This window comes from Indolivaga capnocytophagoides, from assembly GCF_036511535.1.
Classification (GTDB): domain Bacteria; phylum Bacteroidota; class Bacteroidia; order Bacteroidales; family Dysgonomonadaceae; genus Dysgonomonas_A; species Dysgonomonas_A capnocytophagoides.
In genome coordinates, this window is sequence record NZ_AP028867.1 from 4,733,983 (window position 1) to 4,754,569 (window position 20,587).

18 protein-coding genes and 1 pseudogene are annotated in these 20,587 nt (G+C 37.5%); 8 read left to right on the forward strand and 11 right to left on the reverse strand.

Features of this window, described 5'->3' with window-relative positions; genetic code table 11:
- Positions 1-90 precede the first annotated feature (90 nt).
- From rseP to AABJ51_RS19165, 7 genes are all read left to right on the forward strand, one after another.
- Positions 91-1,428: an RIP metalloprotease RseP gene (rseP, locus tag AABJ51_RS19135; protein ID WP_338373847.1), complete on the forward strand. Its 1,338-nt coding sequence runs from the start codon at positions 91-93 to the stop codon at positions 1,426-1,428.
- Positions 1,429-1,471: 43 nt separating this feature from the next.
- On the forward strand, positions 1,472-2,425 hold the full coding sequence (locus AABJ51_RS19140) for a methylenetetrahydrofolate reductase (protein ID WP_026626304.1): 954 nt from the start codon (positions 1,472-1,474) through the stop codon (positions 2,423-2,425).
- Between the two features lie 92 nt (positions 2,426-2,517).
- On the forward strand, positions 2,518-3,636 hold the full coding sequence (holB, locus tag AABJ51_RS19145) for a DNA polymerase III subunit delta' (protein WP_338373848.1): 1,119 nt from the start codon (positions 2,518-2,520) through the stop codon (positions 3,634-3,636).
- Positions 3,637-3,755: 119 nt separating this feature from the next.
- Positions 3,756-5,390, forward strand: a complete 1,635-nt coding sequence (locus AABJ51_RS19150) for a PSP1 domain-containing protein (protein ID WP_338373849.1) — start codon at positions 3,756-3,758, stop codon at positions 5,388-5,390.
- Entirely contained in the window at positions 5,380-5,859 is a 480-nt protein-coding gene (locus AABJ51_RS19155) for a gliding motility lipoprotein GldH (protein WP_338373850.1), read from the forward strand. Before AABJ51_RS19150 ends, AABJ51_RS19155 begins: the two co-directional genes overlap by 11 nt.
- Before the next feature lie 21 nt (positions 5,860-5,880).
- Positions 5,881-6,561 carry a response regulator transcription factor gene (locus AABJ51_RS19160; RefSeq protein ID WP_026626300.1) on the forward strand — a complete coding sequence of 227 codons (681 nt, stop codon included), beginning with the start codon at positions 5,881-5,883 and terminating at the stop codon, positions 6,559-6,561.
- The gene (locus AABJ51_RS19165) at positions 6,558-7,826 is read left to right on the forward strand and encodes a sensor histidine kinase (RefSeq protein WP_338373851.1); all 1,269 of its coding nucleotides are present in this window, start codon (positions 6,558-6,560) and stop codon (positions 7,824-7,826) included. Before AABJ51_RS19160 ends, AABJ51_RS19165 begins: the two co-directional genes overlap by 4 nt.
- On the opposite strand, the gene AABJ51_RS19170 is transcribed toward AABJ51_RS19165, so the two are convergent.
- From AABJ51_RS19170 to AABJ51_RS19190, 5 genes are all read right to left on the reverse strand, one after another.
- Entirely contained in the window at positions 7,823-8,257 is a 435-nt protein-coding gene (locus AABJ51_RS19170) for a PepSY-like domain-containing protein (RefSeq protein WP_051290694.1), read from the reverse strand. The two genes, AABJ51_RS19165 and AABJ51_RS19170, sit on opposite strands and share 4 nt — an antisense overlap.
- Before the next feature lie 191 nt (positions 8,258-8,448).
- Positions 8,449-8,898: a PepSY-like domain-containing protein gene (locus AABJ51_RS19175; protein ID WP_338373852.1), complete on the reverse strand. Its 450-nt coding sequence runs from the start codon at positions 8,896-8,898 to the stop codon at positions 8,449-8,451.
- A gap of 155 nt (positions 8,899-9,053) precedes the next feature.
- Complete coding sequence (gene hemH, locus AABJ51_RS19180; RefSeq protein ID WP_338373853.1) at positions 9,054-10,025, reverse strand: ferrochelatase; 972 nt, start codon at positions 10,023-10,025, stop codon at positions 9,054-9,056.
- Between the two features lie 292 nt (positions 10,026-10,317).
- Positions 10,318-11,295: a type I phosphomannose isomerase catalytic subunit gene (locus AABJ51_RS19185; RefSeq protein ID WP_338373854.1), complete on the reverse strand. Its 978-nt coding sequence runs from the start codon at positions 11,293-11,295 to the stop codon at positions 10,318-10,320.
- Between the two features lie 4 nt (positions 11,296-11,299).
- Complete coding sequence (locus AABJ51_RS19190) at positions 11,300-11,749, reverse strand: NanQ anomerase/TabA/YiaL family protein (RefSeq protein WP_338373855.1); 450 nt, start codon at positions 11,747-11,749, stop codon at positions 11,300-11,302.
- A gap of 350 nt (positions 11,750-12,099) precedes the next feature.
- Here AABJ51_RS19190 and AABJ51_RS19195 point away from each other — a divergent pair, with 350 nt between their 5' ends.
- Positions 12,100-13,671, forward strand: a complete 1,572-nt coding sequence (locus AABJ51_RS19195) for an NAD(P)/FAD-dependent oxidoreductase (protein ID WP_338373856.1) — start codon at positions 12,100-12,102, stop codon at positions 13,669-13,671.
- A 28-nt stretch (positions 13,672-13,699) separates the two neighbouring features.
- Here the strand turns inward: AABJ51_RS19195 and AABJ51_RS19200 are convergent.
- The 6 genes and pseudogenes from AABJ51_RS19200 to AABJ51_RS19225 form a co-directional block, all read right to left on the reverse strand.
- Positions 13,700-15,211 (reverse strand): annotated as a pseudogene (locus tag AABJ51_RS19200) (GNAT family N-acetyltransferase); the annotation flags it as partial.
- Positions 15,193-16,461: a replication-associated recombination protein A gene (locus AABJ51_RS19205; protein ID WP_338373857.1), complete on the reverse strand. Its 1,269-nt coding sequence runs from the start codon at positions 16,459-16,461 to the stop codon at positions 15,193-15,195. The gene AABJ51_RS19205 and the pseudogene AABJ51_RS19200, both read right to left, overlap by 19 nt.
- 16 nt (positions 16,462-16,477) lie before the next feature.
- Entirely contained in the window at positions 16,478-16,930 is a 453-nt protein-coding gene (locus AABJ51_RS19210) for a GNAT family N-acetyltransferase (RefSeq protein ID WP_338373858.1), read from the reverse strand.
- A gap of 38 nt (positions 16,931-16,968) precedes the next feature.
- Positions 16,969-18,039 carry a hypothetical protein gene (locus tag AABJ51_RS19215; protein ID WP_338373859.1) on the reverse strand — a complete coding sequence of 357 codons (1,071 nt, stop codon included), beginning with the start codon at positions 18,037-18,039 and terminating at the stop codon, positions 16,969-16,971.
- A gap of 3 nt (positions 18,040-18,042) precedes the next feature.
- Positions 18,043-19,116 (reverse strand): hypothetical protein, encoded by a 1,074-nt coding sequence (locus AABJ51_RS19220; RefSeq protein WP_321577317.1) that lies wholly within the window; start codon positions 19,114-19,116, stop codon positions 18,043-18,045.
- Between the two features lie 167 nt (positions 19,117-19,283).
- Positions 19,284-20,225, reverse strand: coding sequence for a hypothetical protein (locus tag AABJ51_RS19225; protein WP_338373860.1), 942 nt, complete (start codon positions 20,223-20,225; stop codon positions 19,284-19,286).
- Between the last annotated feature and the right edge of the window lie 362 nt (positions 20,226-20,587).

Genomic DNA, 20,587 nt, shown 5'->3' on the forward strand with positions numbered 1-20,587 from the left:
GATGTATTCAGAAACCTAATATTCTGTCGTTGTTATGCTTGGTAAGTAAATAAAATAGGTCTACGACCTTATATAAGAAAATAATAATAAATGGAGACATTTTTCATTAAGGCGTTACAGCTGATTTTAAGTTTATCAATATTAGTGATTGTTCATGAATTTGGGCATTACTTATTTGCTCGAGTTTTTAAAATAAGAGTAGAAAAGTTTTATTTGTTTTTTGATATAGGATTTTCGTTATTCAAATTTAAACCTAAAAAAAGCGATACCGAGTATGGTATCGGTTGGTTGCCATTGGGCGGATATGTTAAGATATCAGGGATGATAGACGAGTCGATGGATAAGGAGCAGATGCAACAGCCTGCCCAGGATTGGGAATTCCGTTCAAAACCAAGCTGGCAAAGGCTTTTGGTTATGATTGGCGGTGTGTTGTTTAATATTCTGCTGGCTATTTTTATTTATGCGATGATTCTGTTCACCTGGGGGAATTCTTATATTCCGATGAAAGATATTTCTACTGGGATGGAGTTTAGTGAAGTTGCTCAAAGCGCAGGTTTCCGCAATGGAGATAAACTGGTTAGTGCCGATGGTAAAGACCTCCGTTATCATATGGATAAAACTCTTGACATGAATACTCTGATGAGCTTTGTAAAAGCCGAACAGGTTGTTGTGGAGCGCGAAGGACATCTTCAGACAATAAAATTACCTGCTGATTTTGCTGATAAGGTAATTGCTTCTAAAAAAATGGCTTACGAAGTTCTTTTACCAGCAGTGGTGGATAGTGTAACGCCTGAGTCCGAGGCTTTGAAAATGGGATTGGTATCTCGGGACAGTATTGTTGGGGTAGGAGACAAGCATGTAGAGTCTTTCTCTTCTTTACGCAAATTACTGACTGAAAGAAAAAATACAGATGTTACGATCAGCTTTTATCGTGACGATTCTTTACATACTGCTACAGCTCATGTCGATAGCACAGGGACTTTAGGTTTTTACTCAGGTCCTTTTAATAAATACTTTAAGTCACAACATGACAATATAGGCTTTTTTGAATCGTTTCCCGCCGGATTGAAACTCGCTAAAGAAACATTGAGCGGATATGTTGCTCAGCTGAGATTCGTATTTACCAAAGAAGGAGTTTCTAATTTGGGTGGTTTCGGAGCTATCGGAAGCTTTTTCCCAGCGACATGGGATTGGCAGGCGTTCTGGTTTATGACAGCATTTTTGTCTGTTATTCTGGCGGTAATGAATATATTACCGATTCCTGCATTAGATGGAGGGCATGTAATGTTCCTTCTATATGAAATGATTACTCGTCGTAAGCCGAATGAAAAATTTATGGAATATGCTCAGATTGCAGGGATGGTATTCTTATTTGCACTATTGATTTATGCAAATGGAAACGACCTTTTCAAGGCAATCTTCAAATGATAGATGGTTGGCATATTAACGGATAAAATCGATATATACTATAATGAAAGTTACAGATTTAATTACTCAGAATAAAGGAAAGACGGCTTTCTCTTTCGAGATCCTTCCTCCATTGAAAGGAAACAGCATAGAGAAGGTATACAATATAATAGATAAGCTGATAGAGTTTGATCCTAAGTATATAAATATAACGACACATCACAGTGAGAATATTTATAAGAATATGGCCGATGGATCGGTTCGTAAGGTGAATGTGCGTAAACGTCCGGGAACAGTTGCTATAGCCGCTGCCATACAAAATAAGTATAAGGTGATTGCTATTCCTCACATGATCTGTAAAGGATTTTCGAAAGAAGAAACCGAATATGCATTGATTGATTTGAATTTTTTGGGAATACATAACCTCCTATTGTTGAGAGGTGATGCAAATAAATTAGATGCTGAGCAAATGGTCGGAAACTTCAATGCTCATGCAACTGATTTGCAAAAACAGGTCAATGAATTTAATCAGGGAATATCTGTCGATGAGTCGACTTTCGATAAATTCGATACACCTTTTTCTTATGGAATGGCTTGCTATCCCGAAAAACACGAGGAGGCTCCTAATTTCGAATCAGACCTTCATTATTTGAAAATGAAACAAGATTTGGGTGCAGAATATGTTGTAACGCAGATGTTTTTCGACAACAAAAAATACTTCTCATTTGTTGATAGATGTAGAGCCGAAGGTATAACCATTCCGATTATTCCCGGAATTAAGCCTATCTGTCTGAAAAATCAGCTGACAGTATTGCCGCGTATATTCCGTTCGGATATACCCGAAGAACTTGCTTCTGAGCTTAGAGCTTGTAAAGACGATGCCGCAGCAAAAGAAATAGGTGTTGAATGGGGGATACAACAAGCGAAAGAATTGATTGAGGCAGGAGTACCCAGTATTCATTTTTATTCGCTGATGGCAACCGAAAGTGTACGCCGTATAGCAAAAGAAGTGTACTAGTCAGTTAATAATGATCAGTTAACAGTAAATAGTTGATAGTGATCATTTAACTGTGATTAAGTAATAAACAAAAAAAATAAGGATAACATAACGTGTTTTTCAGAGATATAGTAGGGCAGCAAGAAATAAAAGAGCAACTGATAAATTCGGTGAAGAAAGGGATTGTGCCCCATGCGAGGCTTTTATGCGGACCGGAGGGAGTAGGGAAGTTTTCTTTGGCTATAGCATACGCCCAATATCTCAATTGTCTCGATCCTCAGGAAAATGAACCATGTGGTAAGTGTGCCTCATGCTTAAAATACAGGCATCTGGCTCACCCCGATTTACATTTTGTTTTTCCAGTAATAAAGAAAGACAAAAAAGAAATTTGCGACGATTATATAGCTGATTTCCGTACATTCGTAGCCAGTCATACCTATTTCAATATAAGCCAATGGTTAGCTTATCTGGGAGCAGAAAATGCACAGGGGATGATCTATACAAGGGAGAGCGAAGAGATTATCAGAAAACTAAGCCTTAAAATATATGAGGCTAAGTACAGGGTAATGATTATCTGGTTGCCCGAAAGAATGAATGAAGCTTGTGCGAATAAACTGTTGAAGATAATAGAAGAACCTTACGACAATACGGTTTTTCTATTGGTTTCTAATAGTCCCGATCAGATAATTACCACTATTCAGTCGCGTTGCCAGCGTGTAAATATTCATAATGTAGCCAAAGAAGATATAACTAAGGCTTTACAATCTGAATATAATATTCAGCCCGAAGATGCGTTATCTGTTGCGCATATCGCTAATGGAAGCTATCTGAAAGCAATAGAAACGATCAGCTTGAACGAAGAACATAAGTTTTTTTTCAATCTGTTTGTTACAATGATGCGTTCGTCTTATGCCCGTAGTATTAAGGATATAAAATCGATAGCAAACGAAATTGCATCGGTTGGGAGAGAAAGACAAAAGAATTTTTTAGTATATTGCCAGCGGATGATCAGAGAGTATTTTGTAAGTAATCTCCATCAACCCGAAATGGTCTATCTGAAACAAGATGAAGCTAATTTCGGTGTTCGTTTCGCTCCTTTTATCAATGAGCGTAATATCATTGATTTTACAGACGAACTGGCTTTGGCCGAAAGGCATATTGAGCAAAACGTAAATGCGAAGATGGTATTCTTCGATTTGTGTCTTAAGATAACAATGTTATTGAAAAGATAACAATTCGCATATTCGACAAGCTGACACCCGATTTATCGGAGTCCGGAGCTTGTTCAAAAAATATAAACCCACAAAGTCGAGAAAAGGGACTTTGTTTTATTTACATCTAAATATATATAATGGAGTTCAGTTTAAATCACAATAGAGAAAGCAAACGTATAAACGATTGCAAAGGAACCTGCAAAACCCCAATAGGATGTACATGTAAAGATGATAGAAAAGATCAATCGGAAGTAAAACCTGAAGTGACATTTAAAATGAGTACTTCGGCTGACGACAATATCTGTACATGTGGAAAGAATCCCGGAGGTGCGTGTGGTTGTAAGACAGGAGAAGGCTGTGGATGCGGCAGTAGTAAATCGACCGAAAGCAAAGGCTGCGGAGGCTGCTCCAAAAAGAGTAAGTGCAGCTGTACCAAAGGAACTCATAAGCTCGAGGTTTTCGATTGGCTTAGCGATTTGCCTGAAGCTGAGTCAAGTTCTCAGATGGTGGAGGTTCAGTTTAAGAATACCCGAAAGGGCTATTATCTGAACAGTAACAATCTCGAATTGTATAAAGGGGATGTCGTTGCCGTAGAAGCTACTCCCGGACACGATATCGGAGAAGTGACTCTTACCGGAAAGCTTGTACCTCTACAGATGCGTAAAAATAATTATCGGGCTCAACCCGGTGAGCACAAACGGATATACCGATTGGCTAAACCTGCGGATCTTGATAAATACAATGAAGCAAAAGCATTGGAACATAAGACCATGCTGCGGGCTCGAGAGATAGCCGAAGAGCTTGGATTACAGATGAAAATCAGTGATGTGGAATATCAGGGAGACGGTAATAAAGCGATATTCTATTATATTGCTGATGAACGTGTCGATTTTCGGCAATTGATTAAAGTGTATGCTGAAAAATTCCGTGTAAAGATAGAAATGAAACAAATCGGAGCACGTCAGGAAGCCGGACGGGTAGGAGGTATCGGACCTTGCGGCCGGGAGCTTTGCTGTTCGAGTTCGATGTCTAACTTTGTTTCGGTATCTACTTCAGCGGCGCGCTTTCAGGATATATCACTAAATCCCCAGAAATTGGCGGGACAATGCGGAAAGCTGAAATGCTGTCTTAATTATGAGGTGGATGCTTATGTAGAAGCTCAACGGAAATTGCCATCAAGAGATATTATTCTGGATACCAAAGACGGTGCTTATTTCCATTTTAAAACAGATATCTTGTCGGGAACAATGACTTATTCGACTGACAAAAATTTTGCAGCAAATCTTATATCGTTACCCAAAGACAGGGTGTATGAAGTTATAAGAATGAATAAGGGTGGTCATAAGCCGTTGAAACTAACCGTTGATGAAGATGAGGTGCAGGAAAAAGCGACCACAAAAGATATTCTGGAACAAGAAAATATCAATCGATTTGATAATAAAGGCGGAGTACGTAATGGCAATGGTGGAAAGAAAAAGGTTATAAGAGGTGACCGAGACAAGCGTCAACCTCAGAATGAGAATCAATCGCAAGGACAAAATCCGAATCCGAATCCAAACCGGAATAGGGATAGAGATCGGGATTCGAAGCCTGGTGTTTCCAACAATGCAAATAATAATCAGCGAATGAACGGTAATCGAGAAGAAGCTAATGCCAATAATAATGGTGACCAACAGCAACGCAATCGTCGTAATAACCGCAATCGCAATAGAAACAGGAATAACGATAACCATAATCAGGGAAAAGATAATACCCCTCAGAATGAAGCTTAAGCCAATATACACACTCAGTGTTATAATAATATCTTTAATATGTCTCTCGTGTAACAATCGGGAGGCATATTATCACTTTAAGGAGTTAAAGAATAATAGCTGGAGCAGGCTCGATACTTTGACTTTCGACATAGACTCGACAGCTATACTAACGGGTATACCTTGCAATATTGATTTGGAAATCGTAAATAATACAAATTACGAATACCAGAATATCTGGTTTTATGCGACCGATGATTTCGGATCGAAAAAGCCCGTGTCGTACGAAATAGAATATACAATAGCGGATAAAGACGGTAACTGGTACGGAGCCGGTTTCGGATCTATATATCAATTGACAGTTGCGTATAAAAAGAAATTTATCTTTACGGATAAACGTAATTATACATTGAAAATAGTACAGGGAATGAGTGATGAGCCCTTGTCGGGCATCGAAAAGATCGGAGTTAAGATTGTTCCCTCTGAATAATAATCTAAAACAACATCTCAAATGAAACTACTGTTAGTCGAAGATGAAATTGATTTGCAGGAGTCTATTGTTACATATCTGCAATCGGAAGGTTTTGCCATCGAAACAGCTTCTGATTATATCGAAGGAGAAGACAAAGTCTCTCTATATAATTATGACTGCCTGATAATAGATATCACCCTGCCCGGAGGAAGCGGACTGGATCTGATCCGCTTATTAAAACAAAAAGATACGGAAGCCGGTGTAATAATTATTTCGGCAAAAAATTCACTGGATGATAAGTTGGTTGGATTAGATATCGGTGCAGACGATTATCTGACTAAGCCTTTTCACCTCTCGGAACTTAATGCGCGTATAAAGTCGATTATCCGCAGGCGGAACTTTAAAGGAGGAAATACTCTTGATTATAATGAAATACAGATTACTTTCGACAGTCGTAAAGTAACTGTATCAGGCAAAGAAATCGTACTGACTAAGAAAGAATACGATCTGTTGCTTTATTTTATCACTAACCAGTCGAAAGTATTAGACAAAGAGGCTATAGCCGAGCATTTGTGGGGCGATAATATGAGCCTGATGGCAGATTCGTATGATTTTATCTACACTCATATAAAAAATCTGAGGAAGAAGCTGATCGATGCCGGTTCTATTGACTATATTCATACGGTATATGGTATCGGTTATCAGTTTGGAGAGAGATGAGACTGTTTCATGTTATACGTAAATATCTTTTACTGACCCTGTTTTCTATTATGATTCTGGGGGGAGTGTCTATATTCTTTATTTTCAAAATATTCATTCACCAATCTACCGACCAGATACTTTACGAATACAAAACCCGTATCGAAAATTATGTAGCGTTGAATGATACTATGATCGAGTTCACAACCTCGGTCATTCAGCCTCAAAGGGTCGAGCAGAGGATTATAAATCCTACCGACAATTATCCTTTGGGAATAAAAGATACCTTGCTGTATAACGAAAATTCAGGGGCTTTTCTTCCTTATCGTCAATTGTATTTTACTATTGAATATAAAAACAGGCTGCATCTGGTGAATGTCAATCAGCAGACATTTGAGTTCGGCGATCTTTTATATGTTTTGATAGGCTCTATCCTGGCTTTGTTTCTCCTGTTTTTTGTCTTTACTTATCTGGTCGATTTCTACCTGAAGAAAAAAGTCTGGTCTCCGTTTAATGATACTTTAGAAAAGCTTGATGACTATGATCTGGAAATAGGCCGTAATCTGAGCCTGACTAATTCGGGTATAAAAGAGTTTGATAAGCTTAATGAGGTGGTCAATAAAATGGTAGGGAAAATCAACTCGGATTATGAAAATACGAAGAATTTTTCCGAAGATATTTCACATGAAATGCAGACTCCTCTGGCTATCATTAAATCGAGAATAGATATTATCCGTCAGCAGCATACGCTAGATAAAGACTCCATTGTATCTCTTTCGGTGATATCGAATGCCGTATCGAGATTGTCGAATTTGAATAAGTCTTTGCTGCTACTCACAAAAATCAGAAATGATCAGTTTCAGGATATCGTAAAAGTAAATGTGAAACAGGTAATCACAGACTTTCTCGAAAATATCGAAGAGCTGATTGAGGCTAAAGCCATAACTGTCGATATTGCGTGTGACGATTTATTTATTGACATGGATCTAACTCTGTCTGATATTCTAATCTCCAATTTGCTGGTAAATGCTATCCGGCATAATACAAACGAAGGTTTTGTAAAAATCCAGTTGTCAGACGATAAGCTGATTATCGAAAACAGTTGTCTTCCTCAAGAAAATAAAGGAAATCTTTTTGACCGTATGGTGAGTAATAAATCTAAAGATTCAATAGGTTTAGGACTGAATCTGGTGAAGTCTATTTGTGATAAAAACGGATTTGATGTATCTTATTCATTTCCCATGGATAGGGTATTCCGTATTGAGATTATATTCTACAAACATTAATCTTTTCCCAGAAAATCGCCGTTGTGACTGAACATCAATTCTGCCGAATTCGATAAATCAACTCTGTATCCGTATTTCTTTCGTTTGATTTGGACAATAGGACGTCTCGGATAGTTTCGGGATATATATACAGCTATTTTATTCGGGATTAGGTCTATTACCGATTTAGGTAGCGGACTGTATTCGCCTTCTATCTCTGTCCAATTACCGTTACCATCAAATTCTATTTCATGCCCGCTTCGTAGTTCTACTTCATATTCCTGATCATCCCGTTCGTACTTTATCTTTTTAATTTGTATATCAGGGAAATGGGTATCGAGAAAAAGTATTGCCTTTTGGGGCAATACGCTGCGATCCTTTTCTTTTTGTTTGGCTTCCATAGCTGAAGCTAAACTTAACAGGGCAACCAGTATGTAAATATATAATTTCAAAAGTAGTAAGTTGCAGAAAATATTTAGTTTATAACAGACCTTGGCTATTTCTTTGTACCCAAAATCATAAATAGGTCTGAGACATTAGTTTTGAACAAAAATAATAAAACTTATTTCTTTAACCTAAAACCAAAAGAATCCCGATACTAAATTAGATGGTCGGGGTCTCCTGATTTCAATGATTATTTGTCTTAAAAATCAACATTCCGGACTTCACCGGCATTGTTGAATTCTATTTCGACATCCGAGGCTCCATTGATAAGCTCTATTTTATAACCATATCTTTTTTTCTCCATATCTGTTATATGCCACTCTTTGAAATTCGTTTGAATGTAGCTGACAGCCTTTCGTGGCAGGAGGTTTAATACTGTCGAAGGAAGCTGAGTGTGTTCGCCTTCCAGATCGTCCCAGACTCCGTTTTTATCGAGTTTGATTTTGGTTCCGTCATTAAGCAGTATTTTGTATTCGTTCCAACGTTCTTCTATCGTAAGAACGTTGCTTCCTCTGAAATAAGATGTAATAAATACCTGCCCTTCTTTAGGAAGTTCGGATACCGAAACATATTTATTTCTTAATAAAACAAATGCTGATGATGTGATGACAATAGCTAAAAGTGCCAGAATTATACCTACTCTCTTCATAATACCTAAATTTTTACATTATTGATATTACAAACTTAATATCGAAATCTAAAGAGATTCTGTAGTTCCGATATTTTCAATTAAAAAAATAGAAAGTGTTCAATACTGTATTTTGATTTTGCTATTTACCAAAATAGAAAAACGATCTGAGATTCTTAAATTTTTGAAGATATGATTTTGACTAGTCCTTCTACCCAGAAATCTTCTGCATTAAGTCCCGGAACGAAATAAAATTCTTTGCCTCCATTACTTTCGAAAGCCTCCCTTGCCACGATATCTATATCATAGAGCGACTCGAGGTTATCGGCAGGAAATCCGGCAGTGAGTGCGATCACTTTTTTAGTACCCGATTCGGCAAGCTGTTTCATCGTTTCTTCGAGATCAGGCTTGAGCCATTTGCGTCCGATTGCAGAAGAATATACTATACGGTTTTTTTTCGGATCGATGCCTAGTTCTTTTGTGACTAATCTCACGGTTTCTTTCACCTGAAACACATAATCAAAGTCTTTTCCTTTCTTCCATCCTATTTCGACATGAGCTATAGGCAAGCTGTGAAAACTGAATACGAGCTTATCATAGCCTTTTTCGGTAAACGGACGTATACTATCAGCTAATGCTGATATATATTCGGGTTTGTTGAAATAAGGCTCGATGAATTTTATTCTGAATGACTGAGGTTTGCTCATAAAACAGCGTCCGACTTCATCAACAGCCGTCTGATAAGATGATTGGGCATATTGTGGAAACATAGGTACTACAATTACTTCATGCAGTGTAGCACATTTTTGTTTCAGACGGGTAAATGCATCGAGGATCGAAGGTGATCCATAACGCATTGCGACTTCCGTTGGTAGCCCTGTGCTTGATTCTATTTTTTTAGCTAATTGTAGAGAGTTGTATATCAAAGGTGACTCATTGTGTTCATTATCCCAGATGAGTTCGTAGTGCGAAGCTGAATTTGAAGCACGCAACGGAGCGATAATCCGCTTAGCTAATGTATCCCTGAACCAATTAGGGACAGTTGATAACACCAACGGATCGGATAGCATAGCTCCGATAAAAAACTTTACATCTTCACGATTTTTTGTTTTTGGACTTCCTGTATTTAAAATTAAGATACCTCGCATTTTGATATATAAATTAAAGTCTCAGACTATTGTTAGACATACTTTTGGTCTGGGAGTAGACTCCCATGCCTAAGAAATAATGACTTTTAAGATGTAAGTAAATAAAAAAGGTCTGTGACCTTATTCGACTCAATGACTTTATCGACTTAAATGTACAACAAATATTTGACTCAATAGTTGAGTCGAATCTGTATTTCAACGCAAATACATGAAAATTGAGAGAACAGAGTCTCTAAACGGCAAAGAGGGAAAAATCTTATTTTCCCCTCTTTGTTTATGGTATCAATACTGTTTATGCAAATGTTTCCAATAACTGAACAAACCCTTTAGGGGTAATAGTTATTTTGGCAGCATTAGCAGCCGGAATAAGTACCGTTGTTCCTTGTTTTACATCCACTTTAGTATTGCTTCCGTCTTCGATCTGGCAAGCTCCGTCCATACATATATATATGATGAAAGAATCTTTATTGCTTTGATCAAAGATAACGGCTTTATCCAATTCTAACAGATTGGTTGTAAAGTATTGGCAAGACTCCAGTTGTACAGGTGTATTTTCTTTATGAATGTAACTCAACTGATAGCTGTCGTACAATTTGTAATCAATAGCATCTTTTGCCAATTCAGTATGCAATTCCCGTCCGTTACCATTAGCATCCTTGCGATTGTAATCGTAGATACGATAGGTAATATTGGATGTTTGTTGTATCTCAGCGATGAAAGTACCTGATCCGATAGCATGTACACGGCCTGCCGGAAGGAAGAACGAATCACCTTTCTTTACATCGTGTTTAGCCAGATAGTCTACAAATGTATTGTCTTCGATACTTTTTACATATCCGTCGGGTGTTAGCTGTTTTTCGAATCCCGAGTATAAGAAAGCTCCGGGAGCAGCATTTATCACATACCACATTTCGGTTTTTCCGAACGAATTATGTCTTTGTTTTGCCAAAACATCATCGGGATGTACCTGGATTGACAGATTATCTCTGGCATCTATAAACTTAATGAGTAGAGGAAAGGTAGTTCCGAACTTTTCGAAATTGTGCTTTCCAACCAGCTGTTCTTTATACTCGGCTATCAGATCCTGAAGATTTTTACCTTTTTCGGAACCACTGTCTACAACGGAAATATTCCCTTCAACGCCCGACACTTCCCAACTTTCGCCGATGCCGTCCTGTTGAGGTTCTATTCCTTTAAATTTACATATATCCGAACCTCCCCAAATAATTGATTTAAGAATAGGATCGAATTTTAATGGATATAAACTCATATTTTTATTGTACTTTAATTTTGATAACGATCTTTATGACTGTACCTTCTCCGATGCAGGGGGCATGTCCATCCTGAGGAAAGAAAATTGCAAAATTGCCGGGCTGCAAATCGAAATTTAGTGTTGGCTTGTCTTCAAAAAATTGGATATCCTTTGTTTCATCGAAAGGAGCAGCTTCTTTTGTCAGTTCACTTCTTCCAGTCCAACCGAAACCTTCAGACTTCGAGATAGGTATCTGTATATCTATGTAGTTGTTATGTACTTCAAGTTTCGCTTGTTCGGGTGTTTTTAATTTGCTTTCGCTAATGCTTGCAAATACATTCTTTCCGTCAATCTCGAATTTTCCGAGCTCAGGATTTTTTAAGTCCAATAATTGTATAAACTTGATAGCTTTGCCAAAATGAGGATTTAGTGTTTCGTACTCTGTTAGTTTCGAAAGGTTATCTATTATCATGGTTGTAAAATATTATGATTTATACAAAAATAGGAAATATTTGCAATAAGTTCTCCTATTTTAGATATAAGTAAATGAAAGTAAGGTCTCAGACCTTTTTATTACTTTGGTAAGTAAAGCAAGCCAAGTCGGTTATAATCTAAAAGCATATCATTAAATACTTGCTGTTACTTATTTAATGATATATTGTGCTTATAGTAAGCAAGTATATCAACTCGTTCTCTGATTTTACAAATAGGTCTGTGATCTTAATAGATATAACCTATGCGCTTATCAATTATCTATAAGAAAAGTGGATAGAAAAGTAATCTAAATTGCTTTATCTTTGTTCCCTTGAAGAATAAGATTATATGCAGAAAGATATAGATTTAAGAATAAGCCCCAAAGAGGCATCAGATATAAATATTGTAAAGAATCTGGCATCATCGAAAGCCGGAGTTAAGATATCGGATATCACCGATCTACAGATACTGAAAAGATCTATTGATGCCCGCCAGAAATTGATATTCATCAATTTACGTGTTCGTTTATATACCGGTGAGCAGCAACCCGAAATATCATATATGCCGACTCATTATCCGGATGTAAGCCTAGCTCCTCAGTCTATAGTTGTGGGTGCCGGTCCCGGTGGATTGTTTGCTGCACTGAGACTGATAGAGTTGGGTGTTCGCCCCATTGTTGTGGAGCGTGGTAAAGATGTGAGGGAGCGCAAAAGAGACATGGCGGCTATCAATCGGGAACATATTGTAAACGACGAATCTAACTATTGCTTTGGTGAAGGAGGTGCAGGTGCTTATTCGGATGGAAAGCTGTACACCCGCAGCAAAAAGAGAGGTGATGTGGATAAAATACTGAATGTCTTTTGTCAGCATGGAGCTGTTACCGATATTTTGGTAGATGCCCATCCTCATATAGGAACAGACAGGTTGCCTGCCATTATCCAAAGGATGCGTGAACGTATCATTGAATCGGGCGGAGAAGTTCATTTCAATACAAGGATGGATGAATTGATCATTGAGAATAATGAGGTAAAAGGTATCCTTACCAATACCGGAAAAACATTCGAAGGATATGTCATACTTGCAACCGGACACTCAGCCCGTGATGTATATTACATGCTCCACGATAAGAAAATCAAATTAGAAGCAAAAGGTTTGGCCGTAGGGGTACGTGTAGAGCATCCCGCACACCTGATAGACCAGATTCAATATCATACGGAGGAAGGACGTGGCGAATATCTTCCTGCGGCAGAATATAGCTTTGTCGTACAATCGGGTGATAGAGGGGTATACTCCTTCTGTATGTGCCCGGGAGGAATTATTGTTGCCGCTGCCAGCGGACAACGTCAATTAGTGGTGAATGGTATGTCTCCGGCCAGTCGTGGTTCGAAGTGGTCTAATTCGGGTATTGTGGTTGAGATTCATCCCGAAGATTTTCCCGAATATGCAAAGTATAACGAACTCGCTCTATTGAAATTTCAGGAAGATATAGAGGAAAAAGCCTGGATTGCAGGGGGGCAGCGACAAACTGCTCCGGCTCAGCGTCTATACGATTTTGTGAATCATAAGAAGAGTAAAGACCTGCCTGTAACATCCTATGCTCCCGGTATTGTTTCGTCAGATCTGCATGAATGGCTTCCTCCATTTATATCGAAACGGTTGAAAGACGGATTACAGCAAATAGGACGTAAATACCAAGGCTTTTTGACTAATCAGGCTGTTCTATTAGCGGTCGAAAGTCGTACATCCTCTCCTGTACGGGTTTTGAGGGATAAAGAGACCATGCAGCATGTCGAAATCAAAGGTCTTTTTCCTTGTGGAGAAGGAGCCGGTTATGCCGGAGGAATTGTTTCGGCGGCAATGGATGGTGAGCGTTGTGCTGAGGCACTGGCGAAGGTGTTGCTCTCAGTAAGAACTGATTAACCTGTAGTTGTCGAACCATTCTATAATTGGTTAAAATTTCGCCAATGTCAACTTGTTGTTCTTTTAATACATAGAATCCTTTTTTCTGAAAGAAAGGTTTGGCTGTAATACTTGCGTCTACAGTAAGGGTATTCAAAGAGAAATAATAAGCAAAATTTTCTAACGATTCGAATAGTAACGAACCAAATCCTCTGTGTTGATACAGATGATGTACAAACATAAAATCAATATGACCTTCATCGGTTATAGATGCAAAACCAAATAATTCAGAGTCACAAGCTACAACAATAAAGTATTGATTAATGATGCGTGATCGCCACATATCATCGTTTTCGCCACGTTTTATCCAAGCTGATATTTGTTCGGGTGTATAATCTTGATTGTTGATATGCGTTATCGACTCTCTAAAAAGTTTTTTGATAGCAGGGATGTCAAGAAATGAAGCTTGGCGTCTTCTTATTTTTCCATGTTCATAAGGAGGAGTATAGTCTTTATTTTCGACTAATACATTTTTGGGTTTTTTCTTTAAGTTGATATATATGATTATAACACCTATTACTAGCCACAAATACATCATTTTAGTTTTATAACTTATTACACTATCATTATACTCATTTAAAGACAGGTAAGATTTATCTCTTGTTTGTATTGTATAAATTTGCAAAGGACTATTATAATTGAGCTTTTCACTAAAGGATAAAGGTATATCTTTCACTATTTTCTGATGATATTCGTTTTTATCAACTTTAATAGTAATAGAGTCTCCTGATTTTATATCCTGTAATAGGTTATTATTTGTTATTATTGAAACAAGGGGAGTCTCTAGTAAAAAAGAATTATCGGGATACATATCTAATTTAATAAAAACAGATTTAATATACGATGATTCTGTTATCTGTAGGTGGTTGGCAATAATCCCTTTAAGTTCTATTAATTCACTTGGCTGAATATTTTGTTTGGTTTGAAAATTATAAAAAGATGTAAGTAAAAGACTAATGCCTAATAATAAATTAAATCCCCATAATATGAACCTGAACCTTGTTGGTCGATTCTCTATAGTCTTTTCTTGTTCTTTTTTGAAAAGAATTTTTAGAATATAAAAAGAACTATAAAAATCGGATCTAACTGAGATAGAAGTGCCATCATTGGAAAAAAGTGTGAAAATAAGATGGTTGTCGCCACCCTTATATTTTATGTATCTTTCATATTCATCTGATCTGACTATATCCCGAAAGTATATTTTTCTGATTTTCAATTTTAATATAGAATGCATTTCTAATCTGTCATCATATATCATCAGTGTTCCCCAACGGAGGCAGGTTCGAAAAAAAGAGATACTAAGTAATAAAGGTAAAACTCCACATATGAACATCAAGGGATATATAGGATAATTAATAATTGTAGCCCATAAATAAATCATCCATATTGAGAAAATAAAGATTAGGATACTGACAGAGAACAAAACTCCTTGATAATGTGCTCGAGGTTTTTCTATTTTGATCAGCTCATTGGTATTCTCTTTCAATACCTGTTCTTCCATAATTTTCGCAAGTGTTCCAAAGTACGAACTTCGGCCGGATTATCTTGAGCTTCCCAGAATCGGCTGTTCTTTATTTCTTTAGGGAGATAGTCCTGTTGTACGAAATTGTTTTCGTAATCGTGTGCATATTTATACTCTTTGCCATAATCGAGCTCTTTCATCAACTTGGTAGGCGCATTGCGTAAATGTAATGGAACGGGCAGATTCCCCGTCTCTCCAACCAAAGCCAAAGCTTTATCGATAGATAGGTAAGCCGAATTGCTCTTGGGAGAGGTTGCCAGATAAACTGTTGTTTCGGCTAAAATGATGCGCCCTTCCGGCCATCCTATTTTTTGTAAAGCATCGAAACATGCATTAGCCAAAAGTAAGGCATTGGGATTTGCCAGACCAACATCTTCCGCTGCGGATATAACAAGACGCCGTGCTATAAACTTAGGGTCTTCGCCTCCGGCAACCATACGGGCAAGCCAATAGATCGCAGCATCAGGGTCACTACCCCGTATTGATTTTATAAACGCCGATATAATGTCGTAATGCATTTCGCCGCCTTTATCATAAGCAGCAGGATTTTCCTGAAGACGTTCTGTTACAATTTTATCATTGATAACGAATGAATCTTCTGTTTCGGCTGCTACCACCAAATCGAGGATATTCAGCAGTTTACGGGCATCTCCTCCGGAATATTTTAACAGCGCATCTGTTTCTTGCAGGTCTATATTCTTTGTTTTGAGAATAACGTCCTCGGTTATGGCTCTATTGAGCAATTCTAAGAGGTCGGCTTTTTCCAGCGACTTCAAAACATATACCTGACATCTGGACAATAATGGACGAATAACTTCGAATGAAGGGTTTTCGGTTGTAGCTCCTATTAGAGTGATAACACCGGTCTCTACAGCCCCGAGCAATGAATCTTGCTGAGATTTGCTGAAACGGTGTATTTCGTCAATAAATAATATCGGATTGCGAGCATCAAAAAAAGTATTCTTTTTGGCAGCATCTATTACTTCCCTCACATCTTTGACTCCCGAATTGATAGCACTCAGCGTAAAGAATGGTGTGTCGAGGGTATTGGCTATAATTTGAGCCAGAGTTGTTTTTCCTACTCCCGGAGGTCCCCAGAGCAGGAAAGAGGGTACACGTCCCGAATCGATCATTTTACGCAAAACAGCACCTTCACCGACCAAATGTTTCTGACCGATATATTCGTCCAGTGATTTTGGACGCATGCGTTCTGCTAAAGGCTGGCTCATAGTTTATTCCTTCGCTTTATAAAATTTTCTCAAAACAGACACTACTTTCTATCAATTTGTATTGTCCGTAATTGGGTATTTGTATATAGTTATTTCTCTTATAAAAGTTGACAGCCTCGGACATTTTCTTTCCGGTCTCCAGTATACATATTTGTGCGCCCAAATTCACAGCCCATTGTTCTAGCTCATTTAGTATCTGAGAGGCTATATTCTTCCGCCGTTCATCTTTCTGCACATACATTCTCTTTATTTCCATTGTGCCGGATGTATATTCTCTGATAGCACCGCATCCTATCGCTTTTTGGCTTTCATTATAAGCTATAATCACGTGTTTTATCGATTCTGTAGCATTGTATTGCTCACAAACTGCATGGGCATTTTTATCTACTTTATCAAGAAAAGAGTCCAGTTCCCGTATCAAATTCAGAAAATCAGCGTTTTCCGAACTCGTCCTTTTGAATTCAACCATAATTATAATAATTTAAACAAAATACCTGTGATCAAAAGCTATGAGAAGAAAGATAAAACTTCATCCATCTGTTCTTTGAAGTGGGTATTGCCATTTCTTTGATCGAATTTATCGGCCAGATCTGCTGCTACACCCAGATAATAGTTGTACAGATCGGTCAAGTGATATGTATTGTCTTCTCTGTAATAAGGTTGTCTGCTGCTTATCATATCCAGAACACGAGTATCATCACCCTTTAATAGGTGAAGTACAGATAATGCAAAATCGAAACGAACAGCCGATTCGGCATCTATCTCCAGATTGACATATTTTTCGAAGTACGTCCATGCCCTGTCTTTTTGTTTCTTAGACATGTAGTACATCATCAAAGTTACTTCATATAATTGAAAAGGAAGAACCGAAAGCTTCGAAAATTCATCATCGGCTTCGTTAAAATATTTCGTAACCCTATCGTCATCCATTTTTCCTCCCAGATAATAGATAAGTCCGCTATATACGGGTATGGAATTCATTTTGTGAGAAGATTGGTTTGCTACAAATTCGTTAATATGTGCTATGGCTTTCTCGAATTCACCCTCAAACATTTCAACATAAATAGTAGTAATCATGTCGTTACTCCATGACGACAATGCATCCGCAGGTTCTTTGTCTCTATTGTCTAGGTATGTTCGGGCAGCAATTTTATCACCCATAAACAAAGAGTAATTCGCTACGATATTATAATATTCCCGCAGGCTGAATCCGCATTTGATACACCTGCTTTTGAAATCTTCGAAAATGTTCTCGATCTGTTCCTTTGTTATTATCAGATTGTTGTAAGAAACAGCAGCAAGCCATTTGTATTCCTGAAGAATCTCTTCTTCCGAAAACATACCGGGGTTGTTGTCCGCAGTATTGAGTATCCAAGCGAAAGCCGGAAAGCTCTCCTGTGAATGAGCTGTGAATTGTTCGGTACGGATTAGATCCATACGCAGGTCAAAACCCCAGTCCTGATCATTATTCGCATCAGCCAACGCTATAGCCTGTTTTAGTAAAGTAAGCTGATCTTCAGCTTTTTTGAGCTGCTGAATATTCAGCAATATTTTTTGTATTTCGAGATTGTGGTTCATTTGTTAGTTGATCGTAGGTTGCAGAACTTCGCTTAATTCCATTTTGAATTTATCAGTTCCATTTCTCGAATCGAACCGTATAGCGAGGTCGTTCGCTTTCTTATAATAATATTGAAACAACTCTTCTGTATCATATATGTTATCAGACGAATAATAGGGTAATTTTATACCCAGATTGAGCTCTTTTTTATTAGCTTCTTTTAGCAAAGGTAGTACGTTTTTAGAGAAATCGAAACTGACAGCATCTTCCGAGTTGACCTCCCATTCGGCATACTTTTCGAAGTATCGCCAAGCTTCGTCCTTATTATTTAGGGTAAGATAATACAGGAGATTGGATACATGCGATATCAGTGAAGTATCATTTTCTTTCAGAGCAGCAATTTCTTCTTCTGCCTTAGGGAAAAACTGGCCAGCTCTGGCATCTCCGGCTTTGCCTAAATAATACGTAAGATTACAAAAAGTAACCAGAGGCATTACTCCGCATGTCAGCTTTTTTGTAATCAGATCAGAGGCTGTAGAGAGTGCTTTATCGAAATACCCTTCTATCAACTCTATTTCAACCTGTGTATCTAATTCGCATGCGGGGCAATGAGACATTCTATCTCGTTCTGTTTCGTTCCGTAAAGTTAGAATTCTCTTAGCCTCTTCAGTATTTCCTATAAACAGGTTCCAGTATATTAATACACTGTAGTATCCTCTGAGTGTGTATCCATTCCGTTCCATTCTTATTTTCAGATCATCCATGATTGAATGAACCTGTTCCATCGATATGTTTACATTTCGCCGTGCTGCACCTGCCATCCATTTGTACTCCCATAAGAAATCACTTTCGTCAAATGTTTCGGGGTTAGAGTCATATGTGCTAAGCAGCCAGGTGAAAGCGGCGAAACTATCTATACAATGAGCTGTATCCCTTTCTTCGAAAATAAGGTCGAGACGCAGGTCAAAACCCCAGTCGAGATCATTGTTGGCATCAGCTATCTGTATGGCTTGTTTCAATAAGTTGATACGGTCTTCCGGAGATTCTATCGAATCTTTCTTTAATAGTAGTTTTTGTATTTCTAAATTATGATTCATATTTTGATAATGAAATTTGTGTCAGATTCTGTTATTTAAGGTCTCAGGCCTATTTATTGTCCATTCAAGTATAACAACGATTGATAGTTATAGCTTTAAAATGTGGCATTAAATACTTTCTGTTATTTATATACGGATAAAACATCAGAGTTTCAGTCTAAAAGCTTTCAGTCCTGAGATGCGAATAATTTATAATCCTCTTCGACTTTGGTGAATGTTTTATTCAGGGTATCAAATAAACTGTCTAATTCAGCGTCGAATTTTTTTTGTTCGACACAATTTAGTATCTGCTTGATGACTGCCAAGCATTCGTCTGTTGCCCTGTAGAATCTGTTGTACACATTTATATACGATTCATCCTTGAGTTTTGTTCTGTCTTTTTTAGAAAAATCTTTATGAATTTCTGTTATGGATTGAAGATCAGTAATATCCATTTTTAAAATAATTACACTGAAATCCTGTGAATATACTTGCGAAACAATTTTTCTGAGCTTGTCCAGATCTTCTTTCATTGGGACGATAAAAGCAGAAGCTTTCTTGCTTTTCAATATTATATTTTCGGCCATATCTTTTACATCCGAATTGTATATTGAAACTCTTCTCCATGCAGCTTGTGCACTAAAGATCGATTGTTGAAGACTGTCTCTTAAAGCCGGATATCTATTAAAAGAGAGGTCTTTGAGATATTCTTTGTCTCCAAAATAATTACTTAAGCTTATACAGCTTTTTTTCACCTGTTCGGTACTCGTTTCGGCTTTAGCGACCAGAGATACTAACTCTTCCTTTTCAAAAGAATTTTTTGTGCTGTATTTGAGGGCTAAATATTCCTGTGCAGCATTATTTTCTATATCAGAAGGGCTTTTGGGGTCTATCGCATAAAGAGGCGTATTAATGTCTTTTTTGAGATTATGTATATTGAAATCAGCCAGATATAAAGGTTTGTTGAGGTAATAACCTATTATATCGGCATTATAATCAGACAATCTCGAAATCGATGATGTAAGTCTGAGGGTTTCCGTCTCTGCCTGATTATTTTGATTAGATACAGACTGAGCCGACAAATGGAAGGACGCCAAAAGCAATACTATGATTGAGGATAAACGTTGCATATTAAATAAGTGATATTGGTGTTTTATATTCTGAAGAGGAAATTTCTGTTTGTTGACTATATCTTGAATTGAATCGGCATTATATAATGTAGACCCAAAGACTGAGAAAACGGATGCTTTCTCTAAAAGTAAAAACTAGAATGTCCCTAATCGTTTTTTTATTCTGTAAAATTAGAAATCTTATTGATACCGAAGAAAAAAAACAAGTATTTCTTAGTTGCCGCACGAAAGAAAGCTTGAGACTATAAAGAATGCAAATCGGTAGACTGCATGGAGCTTCTTGCTATTTTATCTATAGGTAAAGTGTTCTTTGAATAGTTGAAGAGAATCAGAAAAATTCGGTGTATGGGTGTATTGTTTAT

What these genes read in the sequence shown, in the direction of transcription:
- AABJ51_RS19205 (WP_338373857.1), bottom strand. Translation starts at nt 16,461, where the DNA reads ATGAGCCAGCCTTTAGCAGAACGCATGCGTCCAAAATCACTGGACGAA.
- AABJ51_RS19140 (WP_026626304.1), top strand. Translation starts at nt 1,472, where the DNA reads ATGAAAGTTACAGATTTAATTACTCAGAATAAAGGAAAGACGGCTTTC.
- AABJ51_RS19225 (WP_338373860.1), bottom strand. Translation starts at nt 20,225, where the DNA reads ATGCAACGTTTATCCTCAATCATAGTATTGCTTTTGGCGTCCTTCCAT.
- AABJ51_RS19185 (WP_338373854.1), bottom strand. Translation starts at nt 11,295, where the DNA reads ATGAGTTTATATCCATTAAAATTCGATCCTATTCTTAAATCAATTATT.
- AABJ51_RS19165 (WP_338373851.1), top strand. Translation starts at nt 6,558, where the DNA reads ATGAGACTGTTTCATGTTATACGTAAATATCTTTTACTGACCCTGTTT.
- AABJ51_RS19210 (WP_338373858.1), bottom strand. Translation starts at nt 16,930, where the DNA reads ATGGTTGAATTCAAAAGGACGAGTTCGGAAAACGCTGATTTTCTGAAT.
- AABJ51_RS19175 (WP_338373852.1), bottom strand. Translation starts at nt 8,898, where the DNA reads ATGAAGAGAGTAGGTATAATTCTGGCACTTTTAGCTATTGTCATCACA.
- AABJ51_RS19160 (WP_026626300.1), top strand. Translation starts at nt 5,881, where the DNA reads ATGAAACTACTGTTAGTCGAAGATGAAATTGATTTGCAGGAGTCTATT.
- AABJ51_RS19215 (WP_338373859.1), bottom strand. Translation starts at nt 18,039, where the DNA reads ATGAACCACAATCTCGAAATACAAAAAATATTGCTGAATATTCAGCAG.
- hemH (WP_338373853.1), bottom strand. Translation starts at nt 10,025, where the DNA reads ATGCGAGGTATCTTAATTTTAAATACAGGAAGTCCAAAAACAAAAAAT.
- AABJ51_RS19190 (WP_338373855.1), bottom strand. Translation starts at nt 11,749, where the DNA reads ATGATAATAGATAACCTTTCGAAACTAACAGAGTACGAAACACTAAAT.
- AABJ51_RS19195 (WP_338373856.1), top strand. Translation starts at nt 12,100, where the DNA reads ATGCAGAAAGATATAGATTTAAGAATAAGCCCCAAAGAGGCATCAGAT.
- rseP (WP_338373847.1), top strand. Translation starts at nt 91, where the DNA reads ATGGAGACATTTTTCATTAAGGCGTTACAGCTGATTTTAAGTTTATCA.
- AABJ51_RS19220 (WP_321577317.1), bottom strand. Translation starts at nt 19,116, where the DNA reads ATGAATCATAATTTAGAAATACAAAAACTACTATTAAAGAAAGATTCG.
- AABJ51_RS19150 (WP_338373849.1), top strand. Translation starts at nt 3,756, where the DNA reads ATGGAGTTCAGTTTAAATCACAATAGAGAAAGCAAACGTATAAACGAT.
- AABJ51_RS19155 (WP_338373850.1), top strand. Translation starts at nt 5,380, where the DNA reads ATGAAGCTTAAGCCAATATACACACTCAGTGTTATAATAATATCTTTA.